This window comes from Leptospira wolffii serovar Khorat str. Khorat-H2 (assembly GCF_000306115.2).
Classification (GTDB): Bacteria; Spirochaetota; Leptospiria; order Leptospirales; family Leptospiraceae; genus Leptospira_B; species Leptospira_B wolffii.
On sequence record NZ_AKWX02000020.1, the window covers coordinates 837,231 to 851,496 of the forward strand.

Genomic DNA, 14,266 nt, shown 5'->3' on the forward strand with positions numbered 1-14,266 from the left:
TTGTCTTTCGCAAAAATCGCTAGGTGAAACCATGAAAACAAATCGTTCTTATCTTTTTATTTCCATATTACCTTTCCTTTTCTCCTTTTGCGTGTCTCAAGGAAAATACGACGCTCTTCAGGAAGCTTACGATAAGAAGGCGAGAGATCTCGCGCTTCTTGAACAAGACAAGCAGGGTCTGCAAAGATCCATGGATGACATGAAGAAGATCCAGGAAGAAACGCAGAGACGCGTCCTAGAATATAAGAATCTTCTAGCCAGCTTCAAAGACATGATAGACTCCGGAAAACTCAAGATACGTATCGTCGACGGAAGAATGGTGGTCGTTCTTTCCTCCGACGTTCTATTCCCTCCGGGGTCTGCGACTCTTTCCTCAAAGGGAGCGGATGCGGTCAAAGAAGTCACGAGTATTCTCGCTTCTCTTCCCGGGAGAAGATTCCAAGTAGAGGGACATACGGACGATGTTCCTACCGGAATCAAAGGCTATTCCAATTGGGAACTTGCCTCCGCAAGAGCTTTAAACGTTTTACATACTATGGTGAAATCCGGTATGCCGGAAGAAAGAATCAGCGCCGCATCCATGGGGGCGTCTCGTCCCGCCGTTCCGAATACGAACGCGGAGAATCGGACTGCGAATCGAAGAATCGAGATCGTTATCGTTCCGGACCTTTCCAATCTTCCAGGAATCGAAGAATTACGTAAGATGAGCGAATAAAATCGCCGACTCGATCAAGAAAACCTTATAAACTATCCGTATAGAAACTTCGACTCGGAATGCTCCGGGTCGAAGTTTCCGCCTTTGTTTCGCTTGGCAATCGAGTGACCTTTGCCGAACATGGTTATATCCCCTCTTTTAAGCGAATCCCCGCGGTATTATAGGTAGGTTGTATGATCAGCGCTTCTGGCATTTCTCTGAATTTTGGAAAGAAAATCCTCTTTGAGAACGTAACGGTTAAATTCAAAGAAGGCTGCCGATACGGTTTGATCGGAGCTAACGGTTCCGGAAAATCCACCTTTATGAAGATCATGGCCGGTATAGAGCAAGCGGCTGCGGGTACAATGGCGATCGACGTCGGAGTCAAAGTAGGATACTTAAAACAGGACCATTACGAGTACGAAAACGAAACCGTTTTGAACACTGTACTCATGGGAAATAAGGAACTCTGGGAAATCGCCAAGGAAAGGGATGAGATCTATTCCAAACCGGAAATGTCCGACGAAGACGGGATTCGAGTTTCCGAACTCGAGGAATCTTTCGGAGAATTGGGTGGATACGAAGCGGAAAGTATCGCGGGAGAATTATTGGAAGGGCTCGGAATTCCCACCAATATCCATAGCCAGACTCTTTCCTTTTTGACCGGGGGTTTTAAACTTAGGGTGCTACTCGCCCAGGTCCTTTTCCAAAAGCCGGACGTTTTACTCTTGGACGAGCCTACCAACCACTTGGATATTAAGACGATTCACTGGTTGGAATCCTTTCTCATCAATTATAAGGGAGTCGTTGTGGTCATTTCCCACGACCGACATTTCATCAACTCCATAGCCACGCATATTTGCGACTTGGATTATCAGACCATGACCGTGTATCCGGGAAATTACGACGAATACATGGAAGCTTCTCAGGCTGCAAAAGAGAGAGCCCAAGCAGATAATAAGAGAGCTAAAGAGAAGATCGCGGAATTGCAGGAATTCGTAAGTAGATTCAGTGCTAACGCGGCAAAATCCAAGCAGGCCACATCCCGTCAGAAGATGATCGAGAAGATCAAGGACAATATGACGGAGATACGTCCCTCTTCCCGCCAATTCCCTTATATCGTTTTCAAAATGAAACGACCTTTAGGAAAGGACGTGATCATTGCGGAAAGCATTTCCAAAGCGTACGAGGATCGTACGATCTTTAAGGACTTTACGGTTAATATCACTAAAGGCGAAAAGATCGGGATCATCGGAACGAACGGTGTGGGAAAAACCACGCTACTTAAAACCCTGATGAAACAGATCGATCCGGATTCAGGCTCGGTGGCTTTCGGAGATTCCGTAGAGCCTTCGATTTTCCCTCAGGATCATAGGGAAGGGATCGGCCAAGACGCCGATTCTATTATAGAATGGTTATATAGATTCGCTCCTGCCGGAACCGAAATGGAAGAGATCCGCGCTATCCTGGGAAGAATGCTCTTTAGCGGCGATATGGCTAAGAAGCCCACCCAAGTATTATCGGGAGGGGAAAAGTCCCGTATCATATTGGGAAAAATGATTCTCACCCAGGACAATCTTTTAGCTTTGGACGAACCTACAAACCACTTGGATTTGGAATCCATCGAGTCTCTAAACTACGCATTAACGAAATTCGAAGGAACCGTGCTGTTCGTGTCTCATGACCGCGAGTTCGTGAGTTCGATCGCTACCAGAATTCTGGAAGTAACCACGGAAGGGATCCGGGATTTTAAGGGAACCTACGAGGAGTTTTTGGAAAGAGAGGGTCAGGAATTCTACAAACGATTGGCAGGCGGTCCCGTTCTCACGGAATCCTGATCGTTGTTCCGTTATAGGAATTTTTGCAGTAGGCGGTTGACGATCGGGAGAAATACAGTAACTGCGACTGCAGTAGTTAAAATCCACTTAGTTTGATTCGAAATGGTCTCGTGGATTTTATGCAGTTCCTTATAGACCTCTAAGAATTCGTTTTTCATCTCTATTCGTACTTGGGTGATTTCTTGTCGAATTTCCGATTTAATTACTGAGAATTCGGTTCGAGTTTCCGTTTGAAATGAGGACATCTCCGTCTTGAATTCTGACATTTCATTCTTAAATTCGTTTAATTCCTGACGAAGGTCGGAAAGTTCCTCTCTCAATTTGCTTGTTTCGTAGGAGAGCCTTTTCTCGAATCTACGTTCTGATTCTTGTCGTAACATTCTTCCTCCCTCCTCCCAAGTATAATTTACGAAATCGATATACTCGGAACTTCCTTCGGAGCCGAGCATTTCCGATAGTATTCTAGGTAATTTTCCAAATATCGGTCTTTTCACATTCTTCTCCAAACGGGTTTTTGCAATTCATTTTGCGTCCCTTGGAGAGACCGATTCCGGAAAAGCGGTTTCCACTCGCGTTTTTTTAAAGAATATTATGGAATCTTGATTCCGTTCTGTTAGAGTTTACGTAGATAATCCGTTAAAAGATCCAAGGCTTTCTTTCTATGAGAGACCGAATTCTTTCTTTCTTCGGAGATTTGGGAGAATCGGGCCTGGAAGGGGGGATAGAAGAATATGGGATCGTATCCGAAACCGTTTCCGGAAGTATCGTAATCTTCTGCGATGAGTCCGTGGCATTCTCCTTCGAAGTAGAATTCTCCCTGTTTGGAAACGAACGCAATACCGCAGACGTATTTAGCGTTTCTGTTTTCCTTTCCGACCATTTTTTGAAGTAGCAATCTGGTTCGGCCTTCGTCGTCCAAACCTTCTCCTCCGAATCTTGCCGAATAAACTCCGGGTTCTCCGCCGAGAGCTTCTACGCAGATTCCGGAATCGTCGGCTAAGGAAGGAAGTTCAGAGAGTACGAATAATTCCCTGGCTTTTATGAAAGCGTTTTCTCGGAAAGTGGTTCCGGTTTCTTCCGGACCGAAATCCAAACCCAGCTCCTTGGGGGTTTGCAATTGAAAACCCAAGGGCGCTAGGATGGAAAGAATCTCTCGAACTTTATGGGAATTATTGGACGCGATCGCGAGGGATTTCAATTTCCCAGTTTGAATTCGTCAAAGGCGTCTTCGATGGTAGGAAGAACTTTAAAAACTTTATCCAACATGGTGATCTCGAACAATTGAAGAAGATCGTCGTCGTTCACCACGATGATGATATCGCCCTCTGCGGAGTTGAATTTCTTTTTGTAAGAGACTAGGATTCCGAGAGCGGTGGAGCAGATATGACTTACCTCGGTGAGATCGATGATGATCTTCGGAGAGGGCTCGAAATTGTGATCGCTTAAGTTGCGGTCCAATTCCTCGCTATCTGACTGGAGGATGGAGCCTGAAATCTTGATGATGTGGATGTCGCCTTGAACCGTGATTTCCATGTGGGTAACGAACCTTGTTTGCATATTCGATTTTTTAATAGCAAGCAAAAAACGCCTTTTTTCGAGTTTCCTAGGCCTCGGACTTCCGGTAAAAGCCCGAAAAAAACTATATCGAACGATTTATTGCGCATCGCGCAATAAACTTCGATTCTTATGTCCCTCGAATAACAAGTGAATAAAATTCTTTTAGGAAGTCGTTTCCAGTTTTTCCCGAAAGATTTCCGAAGTCACTTTCGCCTTGTATTTACGTATGATCCTATCTTTGAGATAAACGAAAGGTCTCTCGGTGAGAAGATGATAGAAATAAGCGAAGAAGAATACGACCAAACCCACAGGGATGGTGTACAATAGAATTTCATGTTGTTCTAATGTCTTATCCATGAACAGTAACTTTCTGGAAACGGGCACCATCACGACTATATGGATAATGTACGCGCAATAGGATAATTTCGCAAAAGGAGAGAATCCTTTCCAGGAGAGAAATTTTCCGATGGGATCTCCCTGGCGAATGGATAGAATCAGGATCGTGATCCAGAGAAGACTGTATATAGGGAATCGAAACACTTGCCACCAGCCTACCTCGAATTCGTAGACTAGGAGAGAAAATAATATCAAAACGACCCAGACAAAAAAATGCAGAACACTCGCCCCGTTTCCTAACTTCAATATACGATCCAGCCAATGCCTTCTAAAATTGAAAATGTAGGCAAGAATGATTCCGTAGAGAACGGAGTCGATATGACCATGGAAGGGATAATAAAAATTCTTATTGTATAAGTAAACATGCTCGGATGCGGGAGCCTGTAGCATAACCGTTTGCATGAAAATCGCCCTATAAACCAAGGGGAGAAGGGTGAGGAGCGTTAAAAAGGCAAGCTGAAGCTTTTTCGGAACGTAACGGAAGATCAACAAAAGGAAAACAGGAAGAAGCACGTAAAATTGCTCCTCCAAAGAAAGGGACCATCCATGGAACATCGTTCCCTTGAAATAATTGGAGATATAAAAGACGTCGAACCAGATTGTATATTTGGATCCGATCAATTGGGCGGCAGTCTCCGGCGGAGCGGATTTGATCAGAATCGGAAAGAATACGAAATATTGAAGCATTAAGAAAAAATAAAATGGAGGAAAGATCCTCAGAAACCTTTTCACATAAAAGAATTTCCAGTTGATGGTTCCTTTCGAGTCCAGCTCCGCGAGTAAGGGGCTTGCGATCAAAAAACCGCTGAGCGGAAAGAAAAGATCCAAACAAGCGGATCCGTTATCCAAAAAATTGCGTAAGTAAGGATTGATGTCAGGCAAAAGCAATTGGACCGTCCGGAACATATGTCCGTAAATCAGCATGAAGAATCCCAAGGTCCGAACTCCGTTGAACGAGCCTATCTCTCTTTCGTCGGAGCGAAAGATTCCCAAAAAATAATCTTTCATTTAACGATCCTTAATCTAGTGGATTTATATAAAAAGGTTCCTTTTTCGGGAATTTGAAAGGAATCGCTCTCTTCGGAAAGGGTCTCCAGGATTAAATCGGTTGCCGCCTCCTTGTCCTTACACCGGAAGCTTTCTCTTACTAGGAAATGCCATTCTTCGTTTAGGCAGGCATCGTAGCCGTTTCTGACTAATCTTAAAATCAATCCCATGGCTAGATCGCCTTGTTTGAAATCCTTAGGATCCGATTTCCAAAGGACTCGATATTTTTCCCCTTGAGTCGGATGCACCGCCTCCAAGAATTTTTCGGGACGATCGTCGTATTTGAACTCCTGATTCTTTCCGTAAAATGCGAAGCATAAGAACAGGCAGACTGACGAGTAAATTATGAAAGTCTTATTTTCAGGTAAGGATAAATTCGTCGTAAGTATTCTGGCCGACAGATAATATAGAATCGAGGCGAGAATATAGGTAAACCAATATACATGGGAAATCTGTCCCCCTTTCATTTTGAAGGCCCCAAAGAGAGTTAGGAAAAATGCCCAAATCAAAACTTGGAAAAGTTGTTTCTCGAATTCGGTCAACCGATCGCGACCCAAAAGCGGAATCGCGAATAATACCGACACGGTTAGAAACGGAGGTAGATCCTTCAGGAAGGCCAAAGGCGAAACGTAATAGGAAAGAGTATATTGTAAAGAAGGTGCTAACTTATGGAATGTAGAATTCTTGAACGCAAGAGTTAATATTTTCGTAATATTTCCCGGCGAGTTCGAAAATTGTTCTATTAAAGGCGGCAGCCAGCAGGCGAGCGTAAAAAGTAGGGAAAAGGATAGAATGGACCAAGATGTCCTATTTTTAAGTTCGAAAAGTCCTCCTTTTCTGAAAAAGAAAAATCCGGAAAGAGCGAGCATCGGAAAGACGAAGGAGATTCCTACGATTTGATTTTGCACGATTAGATTAGCGGTCACAGTCATCCAGAAGAAATTGGATAAGGATCCTCGAGAGAAATCGGTAACGCTCAACAAAAACAAAAGAGTCGGGAAAAGAATCACTCCCGGGCCCCAAATATTGGATAGGATTCCCGGAAGAAGAGGAGAGATTCCCAAAATCAGGGAGGCAAAAAGCAATATCGGACTTTTCTTATCCTGCGTTCTTTGGAACAGGAGGCGGAGACTTAGAATGACGAAGGCTAAATTGTAAAAAACGATCGAGATCTCATGGGCGCCCTGAGGGGACTTTACGAAAAATAAAACTTTTTCGGTCCATGCTAGATAATAGAAAACGACGGGGCCCGGATGATTTACAAGAAATCTGGAATAGGCACCTAATGTTTCCTGGAATTTCGCCGCTTTCCAAATCTGAAGAGCGTTCGCCGCGTAGTCTCCCAGTTCTTGGTAGTCCTGGACGAAGAAGCTAGCATTCGCAGCCAAATATCCTAGAAAAACGAGTATCGGAAGAAGTAGAATGGGTAACGGCAATCGGGAAGGGTTGGAGTTCTGCATGAAAGGAAGGATGAGAAAGGTGATCGGTTTCCAGTAGAGTTTGCTTCCGATACTTTGGGGTCAAGAAGATTCTTTTTTAGAACATGTTTGGGAATTTTGTGGGAGCTCCCACTATTTCATAGCTAAGATCGCGGGGGGCTTCGCAATCGATTCGAATTGAATCGTCTCTTGTATAATTTCGGCTTGATTCACCGTCTTCTACTCTTCTAAGATTCCGAGATCGTAATTGAGGGCACGGTAAATAACTTTTAGATGGATCCAATTTTCCTAAACTTTTATTCTTTCGGATCGATCCTTATCGTTCTATATTTCTTTTATGCGGCTTATTTCTTTCTGACTATCAAGGAAAGAAGTCAAGCGGCCTTTCACCTTGGGATCTGCTCCTTAACCACCGTATTCTTGAATCTGGGTTATCTTTGGGGTTTCATTTCCTTCGAAGAAAATACGATTTATCATAGGATTGTGGCTATCGCAGGGCCCTTGATGAGTTTTACTCAGCTTGTAGGATTTTTCATTAATTTTCCGGAGCCTCGAAAAAAGGGAATTCTTCCGGGTAGAATTTTGTATTGGTCCTTGTATGCCGGAGTGGCCCTCGTAACAGGCTATTATACTCTAATTTGTTGGAACGCTCCTCGGACGTTTGTCGCTGGGAGTCATTACTGGGATTACGAGGTTCCTCAGTTTTATGTATATCAAGTATATATAATATTATTCTACGAACTTTGCTATCTGGTGGTCGGTGTTTGGCGGGCCGTCATAGAGAAGGGAAAAGAGAGACGGTCGGTAATATATATTCTGCTCAGTTATGTGGTGATTACGGTAGGGCCGGGAATCCTGAACGCAATGAGTAGGATCGGAGCCGTTTCCAGAGCCACTTATCATCAAGTATTCAATTTGGGCTTCGTTACTGGGATGTTCCTGATCATGGTGGTATATGTGAACGCCACTAAGGAGAGGACGACGATTTTAAATCGGATCGTCGGAGTATCTTTGGCGACTTTCTTCGTATGTTATCAATTGGTCGGTTATTCCATCCTGAACGGATACGAAAAATCCTACGACGAACTTAAGATCCGGGACAGTTCGATCGCAGTGACGGAGGGAAAGAATCCGGAAGGGCTCGCTTATATAGTTTCCTACGAGCAGGAGGAGAACGAGTTTCGACAGGAACGAGGCAAAAAAGATCCGCGATTCAAAAAGGAAGACGAATTGGAAGTCAGATTTTTTCGGGAAAAGCGGAGGATCTGTAATTTGGGAAATCTCAGCGCGGAAGCGAGAATGGAAAAAACGGAGCCTATACTCAAATCTGCTCCGAGCGAATTCAAGGCGTACGCGGCCGGGATTCGCGCTTTTCTAAAATCCAAAAAAGGCCAGAGAGTCGATGATTCCGAAATGTCCGACTACTTCGGGGAGATATACGGAAAGCTGAATATAGTACGCAATAAGTATAATAGGCTTCCGGACGGAACGAATTCTAAAGCTATCGGTAATCTTTTGAATTCTACCGTTCCTGGCCTTTCCGAAACCCTTTCCTATGTTCGAAACGAGGCCTTGGATGCGGTGAAATCGGAGAAATCCTCGGAACATATTTCCAAAATCATTCTCAACTCATTGGCCCCCATTCATGAGGTAGGGGAGAGGATCTACAGAGGGACCAGAATCTACGACTCCTCCGACCCTAAACCGGCCTTATACATTTCCTATTACTACGTACCTAACTCCGGGGACAAGATTTACGAGGTAGGTTACGAATATAAGAATTATAGAATGTACCAACATTCTCCTAGTTTCGTTCTGATTGTCACGATGACTCTAACTTTCCTTGTGATCGTCGTAGGATTCAGATTCTTTTTCCAGAATGCGATCGTGGTTCCTGTGGACGAGGTTCTGGTCGGACTAAAAGAAGTGAATTCCGGGAATTTGGACTATAGACTGACTCCTAGGGTGGAGGATGAGATCGGATTTATCGCGAGGTCCTTCAACAAGATGACCCGATCCATCCAGGCTGCGAGAAAAAGATTGCAGCAATACGCCGACGAATTGGAGGAAAAAGTAAGGGAAAGAACCGGAGAATTGGAGAGAACTCTCAATGCGGTTAACGAACTGAAGCAGCAACAGGACGGGGACTATTTTCTAACTTCGTTATTGATTAAACCGTTAGGCGCGAACAAGGCTCATTCGGATAATGTAAGAGTGGATTTTCTTCTGGAGCAAAAGAAGAAATTCAGCTTTCGCAGATTTAACGACGAAATCGGTGGAGATATGAATATCTCCAACCGCATTCTGCTAAGAAACCAGTGGTACACTATATTTCTGAACGCGGATGCGATGGGAAAATCCATGCAAGGTGCCGGCGGTGCCTTGGTCTTAGGAGCCGTCTTCGAATCCATCATCGAGAGAACACGGATAGAGGATTCGATGAAAGAACAGTCGCCCGAGAGATGGTTGAAGAATTCTTTTTTAGAACTTCATAAAGTGTTTGAAAGCTTCGAGGGGTCCATGCTGGTTTCCTCCGTGATAGGTTTGGTGGAAGAGGATTCGGGAAGTCTGTATTACATAAATGCGGAGCATCCGTGGACTTGTCTCTATAGGGACGGCAAGGCCGACTTCTTGGAAAAGGATATGGCTTTTCGTAAACTGGGAACGACCGGTATGGAAGGAAAAATATCCGTTCGAACTTTCCAGTTAGAGCCGGGAGACGTCGTGATTGCAGGATCGGACGGAAGGGACGATATTCTGATCGGAACGGATACGGACGGCTCCAGGATCATCAACGACGACGAGAATCTTTTCTTAAAAATCGTGGAAGAAGGCGGCGGGGAATTGAATCGGATTTACGACTCTATTCTTTCCAGAGGAAGCTTAACCGACGACCTATCTTTGGTTCGAATTTCGTTCAAAGAAGAATCGGTCCCTCATAGAATTCATCAAAGGGAGAAAATTCGGGAATTACTTGGGAAAGCTCGTACAAAGGTAAAGGAAAAGAATTTTTCCGAAGCCCTGGCTTATCTGGAAGAGGCGGATTCCTTGGATTCCAAACTTCCCGAAGTGAAGAAGGCCGTCGTGAAATATTGCATTCGATTAAAGGAATACGCTAAAGCCGCGAAATTCGCGGAAGAATATCTGAATATTAGACCGGTTGATAAAGAAATATTATTCGTGGCTTCTTTCGCGGCAAGAAGGGCCCATCAGTTTCATAAAGCCCAGGATTTCGGAGAAAGACTGCTTATACGCGATCCTTTGCACGTTAGGAATCTGGTAAATCTATCCAGAATATGCATCGCTTTACGAAATTTTGAAAGAGCAAGAATGCTTGTAGGTGAAGCGATTCGCTTGGATCCGGAGAATCGGATTCTTCTGAAAATCAAGGAAGCCTTGGATTCGCAAAAAGAAGAGAAATGAAGCTATTTAATGAGACTTAATTCCCTTAGCCCTAGAGTGTAGAATTCCTAAGAAACGGTTTTGTCCAATTTATGGAAATAAGTTGATAAAATATACCAAAGAAAGTAAAATGCGTGGATTGTAATCGAATGCTCGGGGGGAGATACGCAATCTTCTTTCCCGGCGCTCCTTAGAATTTATGTTTTCTTTCGATACGAAATTACGTTTCGGCTTCTTGGCTGCGGGTTTGCTTACGCTTTCCATCGGACTTTTTTCCTGGATAAGCGGTCGTCAAGTGACCGAGTCCAAAAATTGGGAATCCCACACCTTCGCGGTAATTTCGCGTTTGGAAAAACTCACATCCGTAATAAAGGAATCCGAAATACACTTTCTGAACTTTATAGCCACCGGTCGGCCTGAATACATAGAATATTACGAATCCTCGATGCGGGATTTGGAGTGGAACCTAACTGACCTGGGAAATCTGATTCGAGACAATCAATCCCAGATTCTCGTGACGAAAGAATTGAGCGAGAATTTAAGACAAAGAAACCGGTATATTCGGGAAATCATAAAGAACCGATTCGAAACGGAAAAACAAAAGACCATATTGGCTTCCATAGAAGAGAACGGAAAAAACATCATAGAGGCCCTGGTAAAAAGGGAAAACGAACTTTTATGGGAGAGAACGAGAGAAGCGAACCGAAAATCCGAGATCGCCGAATGGGTGGTCTTTTTATCCGTCCTTTTTAACGTTTTTCTTCTAATCTTATGGTATAAGTTTTTGAGAAAGGAATCGGGGCTTCGTCTTCTGTCGGAAAGTGATTCATATCAGAAAAATAAACTGCTTTCCCTGATTTTGGAGAATATGGCCGACGGTGTCGTAGTCTTCGACAAAAACGAATCCTTGATTTTATCCAACGATAAGTCTAGGAAATTTTTGGAACAGAGTTCCGAGTTTTTGGATCGGTTGCGAAAATTGGATTCCGATCGATCCAAATTAAATCTCAAAAATGGATCATCGGAGGATCGAATTATTTTGGTCAATTCACGGAAATTTTCCGATTTGGACGGTTCATTCTTCGGAAAGGTACTATTATTGAGCGATATCTCCGAAGAAGAAAGTCGCGCATTCGAAAAAGAAAGATATCTGACCGAGATATTGATGATTAAGACGGCTCTGGACTGCGCGTCCAGCAGTATAATGATCGCCGACAACGATCTAAATATAGTATACACGAATAAATCGGTGGTTAATTTATTTCACGCCGTCCAGGAAAATATCCGCGAAAAATATCCTGATTTCACGCCGTCTCGTTTAATGGGAGTTTGTATCGATACATTTCATGCGACTCCGGAAAAGCAAAGGAAGATCCTATCTACGTTTACTTCCGAATACAAATCTTCGATTTCCATCGGAGGAAGAGAATTCGATCTTTGCGCTGCACCTGTGATCGACGAGAGTGGGGAAAGATTGGGAAGCGTAGTCGAATGGTTGGATGTAACGGACAGAAATCGTAAGAGATCCGAAATCAGTAAGTTGAACGAGGAACTGACCGAGAGCGTAGCAAAATTGGAGTATGCCAATCGGGAATTGGAGGCTTTCAGCTATTCCGTTTCCCATGATTTACGCGCTCCGATTAGAGGTATAGACGGATTTGCGAGAATCATGATAGAGGATTACTCCTCTACTTTGGATGCGGAAGGGAATCGTCTCTTGAATATAATCGCTTCGAATTCGAAATTTATGGGACAACTGATCGACGATCTGTTAGCTTTTTACCGCGTTTCCAAGGTGGAGCCTAGAAGGGAAGCGATCAATATGAGGGAAATGGTATTGGACGCCATAGAAATCGTAACTCAGGACTACCCGGACGAGGAAGTCCTGACCCAAGTGGGAGAATTATCCAACGTAAAGGGAGATCCTTCCATGTTGAAGCAGGTATGGCTGAACCTGATATCCAATTCCTTCAAGTATTCCGCCAAGGCCAAGGAGCCTAGAGTGGAAATCGGAGTAATAAATGGAGAAAGAGAGGAAACTTTTTTCGTCAAAGATAACGGAGCCGGTTTCAACGAACAATATTCTCATAAACTTTTCAAGGTTTTTCAAAGGTTACATTCCAACGAAGAATTTCAGGGGACCGGGATAGGACTTGCGATTGTGGATCGTATCGTAGGCCGACACGGAGGAAAAGTTTGGGGCAAGGGAAAAATAGGAGAAGGTGCCACCTTCTATTTTACATTACCGAAAAAGGATTAACAGATGAATCAAGCCGACAACTACGATATCTTATATGCGGAGGATAATCCGAACGATGCGGAGCTTACTTTACGAGGATTCAGAAAACATAATTTAGTAAATCAGGTCTTCCATGTAAAAGACGGCGAAGAAGCTCTCGAATTTCTATTTTGCAAGGGTAGATACAAGGATAGAACGGGTCGGGATAAACCCTTGTTCGTTCTCTTGGATCTGAAGATGCCTAAAGTGGACGGATTGGAAGTCCTGCGCGAAATAAAAGCGGACGATAAATTGAGAACTGTGCCGGTCGTGATGCTCACATCTTCGGCCGAAGAAAAAGACATAGTGGAAAGTTATAAATTAGGCGTTAATAGTTATATTATAAAACCGGTTGAATTTGAAAAGCTGATAACTACTGTAACTGAAATAGGACAATATTGGTGTATTCTTAATAAATCGGTGCATTAAATGAGTACGCTTAAATTTCTTTTTTTAGAGGATTCTTCGACCGATCTGGAACTTATCCAAAGAGAGCTAAAAAAAGCCGGTGTCGAATTTATCCCCGTACATGTTCAGGAGAGAGACGAGTATCTAAAGGCGATAGTGGAGGAAAAACCGGATTTCATATTTTCCGATTTTTCCCTGCCGAATTTCGACGGCCTTTCCGCGCTAACGATCGCCAAGGAGCAATGTCCGAGTACTCCTTTCATCTTCGTATCGGGTACCTATGGGGAAGACGCGGCCATACAAACTCTGACAAGAGGCGCGACCGACTACGTTCTGAAGGATCGTCTGGTAAAATTGGTCCCGGCGCTTCGCAGAGCTATCCGCGAAATGGAGGAGCATAGTGCCCTTCGAAAAGCGGAACAGGATAAGTTCGAGATAGAAGAGCAATTAAGGCAAAGCCAGAAAGTAGAGGCGATGGGATTCCTAGCGGGGGCCATGGCTCATGAAATCAATAACCCGATCATGGCAATTATAGATTATGCGGAGTTGATTGCCAAAGGCGGAATGGAGCCCGAAAAGACTCAGAAATTCGCCGCTAAGATCAAGCAGGAAGGGGAAAGAATTTCGGTAATCGTAAAGGATCTACTACGCTTTGCTCGACAGGAAAAGAAGAGCTTCGAATCGATCGACGCTTACGAGCTCTTGGTCAAGGCCAAAGGAATTTCGGAACAACGCATGAAAATGAATAGGGTTCAGTTTGAATTGGACGTGAACCCGGGGGAATTTTCGGTCTATTGTAAGGAAGGTCAGATACTGCAAGTGCTTCTGAATCTTATGAACAATGCGATCGATGCCTTGAATCAACGTTATCCGGAATATAATGATAACAAAAGGATCTCGGTTTCCGCAAAACCTGAGGAGATAGGAGGAAAAAATTGGGTTCGTATAACCGTGCAGGACTTCGGTTCTGGGATTCCTTCTGAAATCGGTAAATCGATCTTCAATACCTTTTTTACCACTAAGGGAGTGGATAAGGGGACAGGGCTCGGATTATCCGTAAGCTTGGGAATCGTAAAGGAACACGGGGGATATCTTTCCTTCGAAAGTGTTCCGAACGAATATACGAAATTCTTCCTGGATTTGCCTAGAATCTGAAACTTTTTCGCTGAGCTTCCGGATTTTTTGTCAAAAAATTATTCATGACCGG

At 43.8% G+C, this 14,266-nt stretch carries 11 protein-coding genes; 6 read left to right on the forward strand and 5 right to left on the reverse strand.

Features of this window, described 5'->3' with window-relative positions; genetic code table 11:
- Window positions 1-31 precede the first annotated feature (31 nt).
- The gene (locus LEP1GSC061_RS17130; protein WP_016546868.1) at window positions 32-715 is read left to right on the forward strand and encodes an OmpA/MotB family protein; all 684 of its coding nucleotides are present in this window, start codon (window positions 32-34) and stop codon (window positions 713-715) included.
- A 173-nt stretch (window positions 716-888) separates the two neighbouring features.
- Window positions 889-2,532, forward strand: a complete 1,644-nt coding sequence (locus tag LEP1GSC061_RS17135; RefSeq protein ID WP_016546383.1) for an ATP-binding cassette domain-containing protein — start codon at window positions 889-891, stop codon at window positions 2,530-2,532.
- Between the two features lie 11 nt (window positions 2,533-2,543).
- Here LEP1GSC061_RS17135 and LEP1GSC061_RS17140 read toward each other — a convergent pair whose 3' ends face one another.
- The 5 genes from LEP1GSC061_RS17140 to LEP1GSC061_RS17160 all read right to left on the reverse strand — a co-directional run bounded on the left by LEP1GSC061_RS17140 (window position 2,544) and on the right by LEP1GSC061_RS17160 (window position 6,968).
- The gene (locus tag LEP1GSC061_RS17140) at window positions 2,544-3,026 is read right to left on the reverse strand and encodes an LA_3696 family protein (protein ID WP_135597951.1); all 483 of its coding nucleotides are present in this window, start codon (window positions 3,024-3,026) and stop codon (window positions 2,544-2,546) included.
- 119 nt (window positions 3,027-3,145) lie between these two features.
- Window positions 3,146-3,730, reverse strand: a complete 585-nt coding sequence (gene rdgB, locus LEP1GSC061_RS17145; RefSeq protein WP_016546106.1) for an RdgB/HAM1 family non-canonical purine NTP pyrophosphatase — start codon at window positions 3,728-3,730, stop codon at window positions 3,146-3,148.
- A complete protein-coding gene (locus LEP1GSC061_RS17150; RefSeq protein WP_010514772.1) occupies window positions 3,727-4,065 on the reverse strand; it encodes an STAS domain-containing protein in 339 nt (112 codons plus the stop codon). Before LEP1GSC061_RS17150 ends, rdgB begins: the two co-directional genes overlap by 4 nt.
- Window positions 4,066-4,251: 186 nt before the next feature.
- On the reverse strand, window positions 4,252-5,493 hold the full coding sequence (locus tag LEP1GSC061_RS17155) for an acyltransferase family protein (protein ID WP_016546729.1): 1,242 nt from the start codon (window positions 5,491-5,493) through the stop codon (window positions 4,252-4,254).
- Window positions 5,490-6,968, reverse strand: a complete 1,479-nt coding sequence (locus tag LEP1GSC061_RS17160; protein WP_232218499.1) for a hypothetical protein — start codon at window positions 6,966-6,968, stop codon at window positions 5,490-5,492. Before LEP1GSC061_RS17160 ends, LEP1GSC061_RS17155 begins: the two co-directional genes overlap by 4 nt.
- Window positions 6,969-7,244: 276 nt before the next feature.
- On the opposite strand from LEP1GSC061_RS17160, the gene LEP1GSC061_RS17165 reads away from it, so the two are divergent.
- From LEP1GSC061_RS17165 to lvrB, 4 genes are all read left to right on the forward strand, one after another.
- Window positions 7,245-10,394 carry a SpoIIE family protein phosphatase gene (locus LEP1GSC061_RS17165; RefSeq protein WP_016546553.1) on the forward strand — a complete coding sequence of 1,050 codons (3,150 nt, stop codon included), beginning with the start codon at window positions 7,245-7,247 and terminating at the stop codon, window positions 10,392-10,394.
- A gap of 178 nt (window positions 10,395-10,572) precedes the next feature.
- Window positions 10,573-12,633 (forward strand): ATP-binding protein, encoded by a 2,061-nt coding sequence (locus LEP1GSC061_RS20895; RefSeq protein ID WP_016546215.1) that lies wholly within the window; start codon window positions 10,573-10,575, stop codon window positions 12,631-12,633.
- 3 nt (window positions 12,634-12,636) lie between these two features.
- Window positions 12,637-13,080 (forward strand): response regulator, encoded by a 444-nt coding sequence (locus tag LEP1GSC061_RS17175; protein WP_016546434.1) that lies wholly within the window; start codon window positions 12,637-12,639, stop codon window positions 13,078-13,080.
- A complete protein-coding gene (gene lvrB, locus LEP1GSC061_RS17180) occupies window positions 13,081-14,214 on the forward strand; it encodes a hybrid histidine kinase/response regulator LvrB (protein WP_016546595.1) in 1,134 nt (377 codons plus the stop codon). It begins immediately after the preceding gene.
- Window positions 14,215-14,266 lie beyond the last annotated feature (52 nt).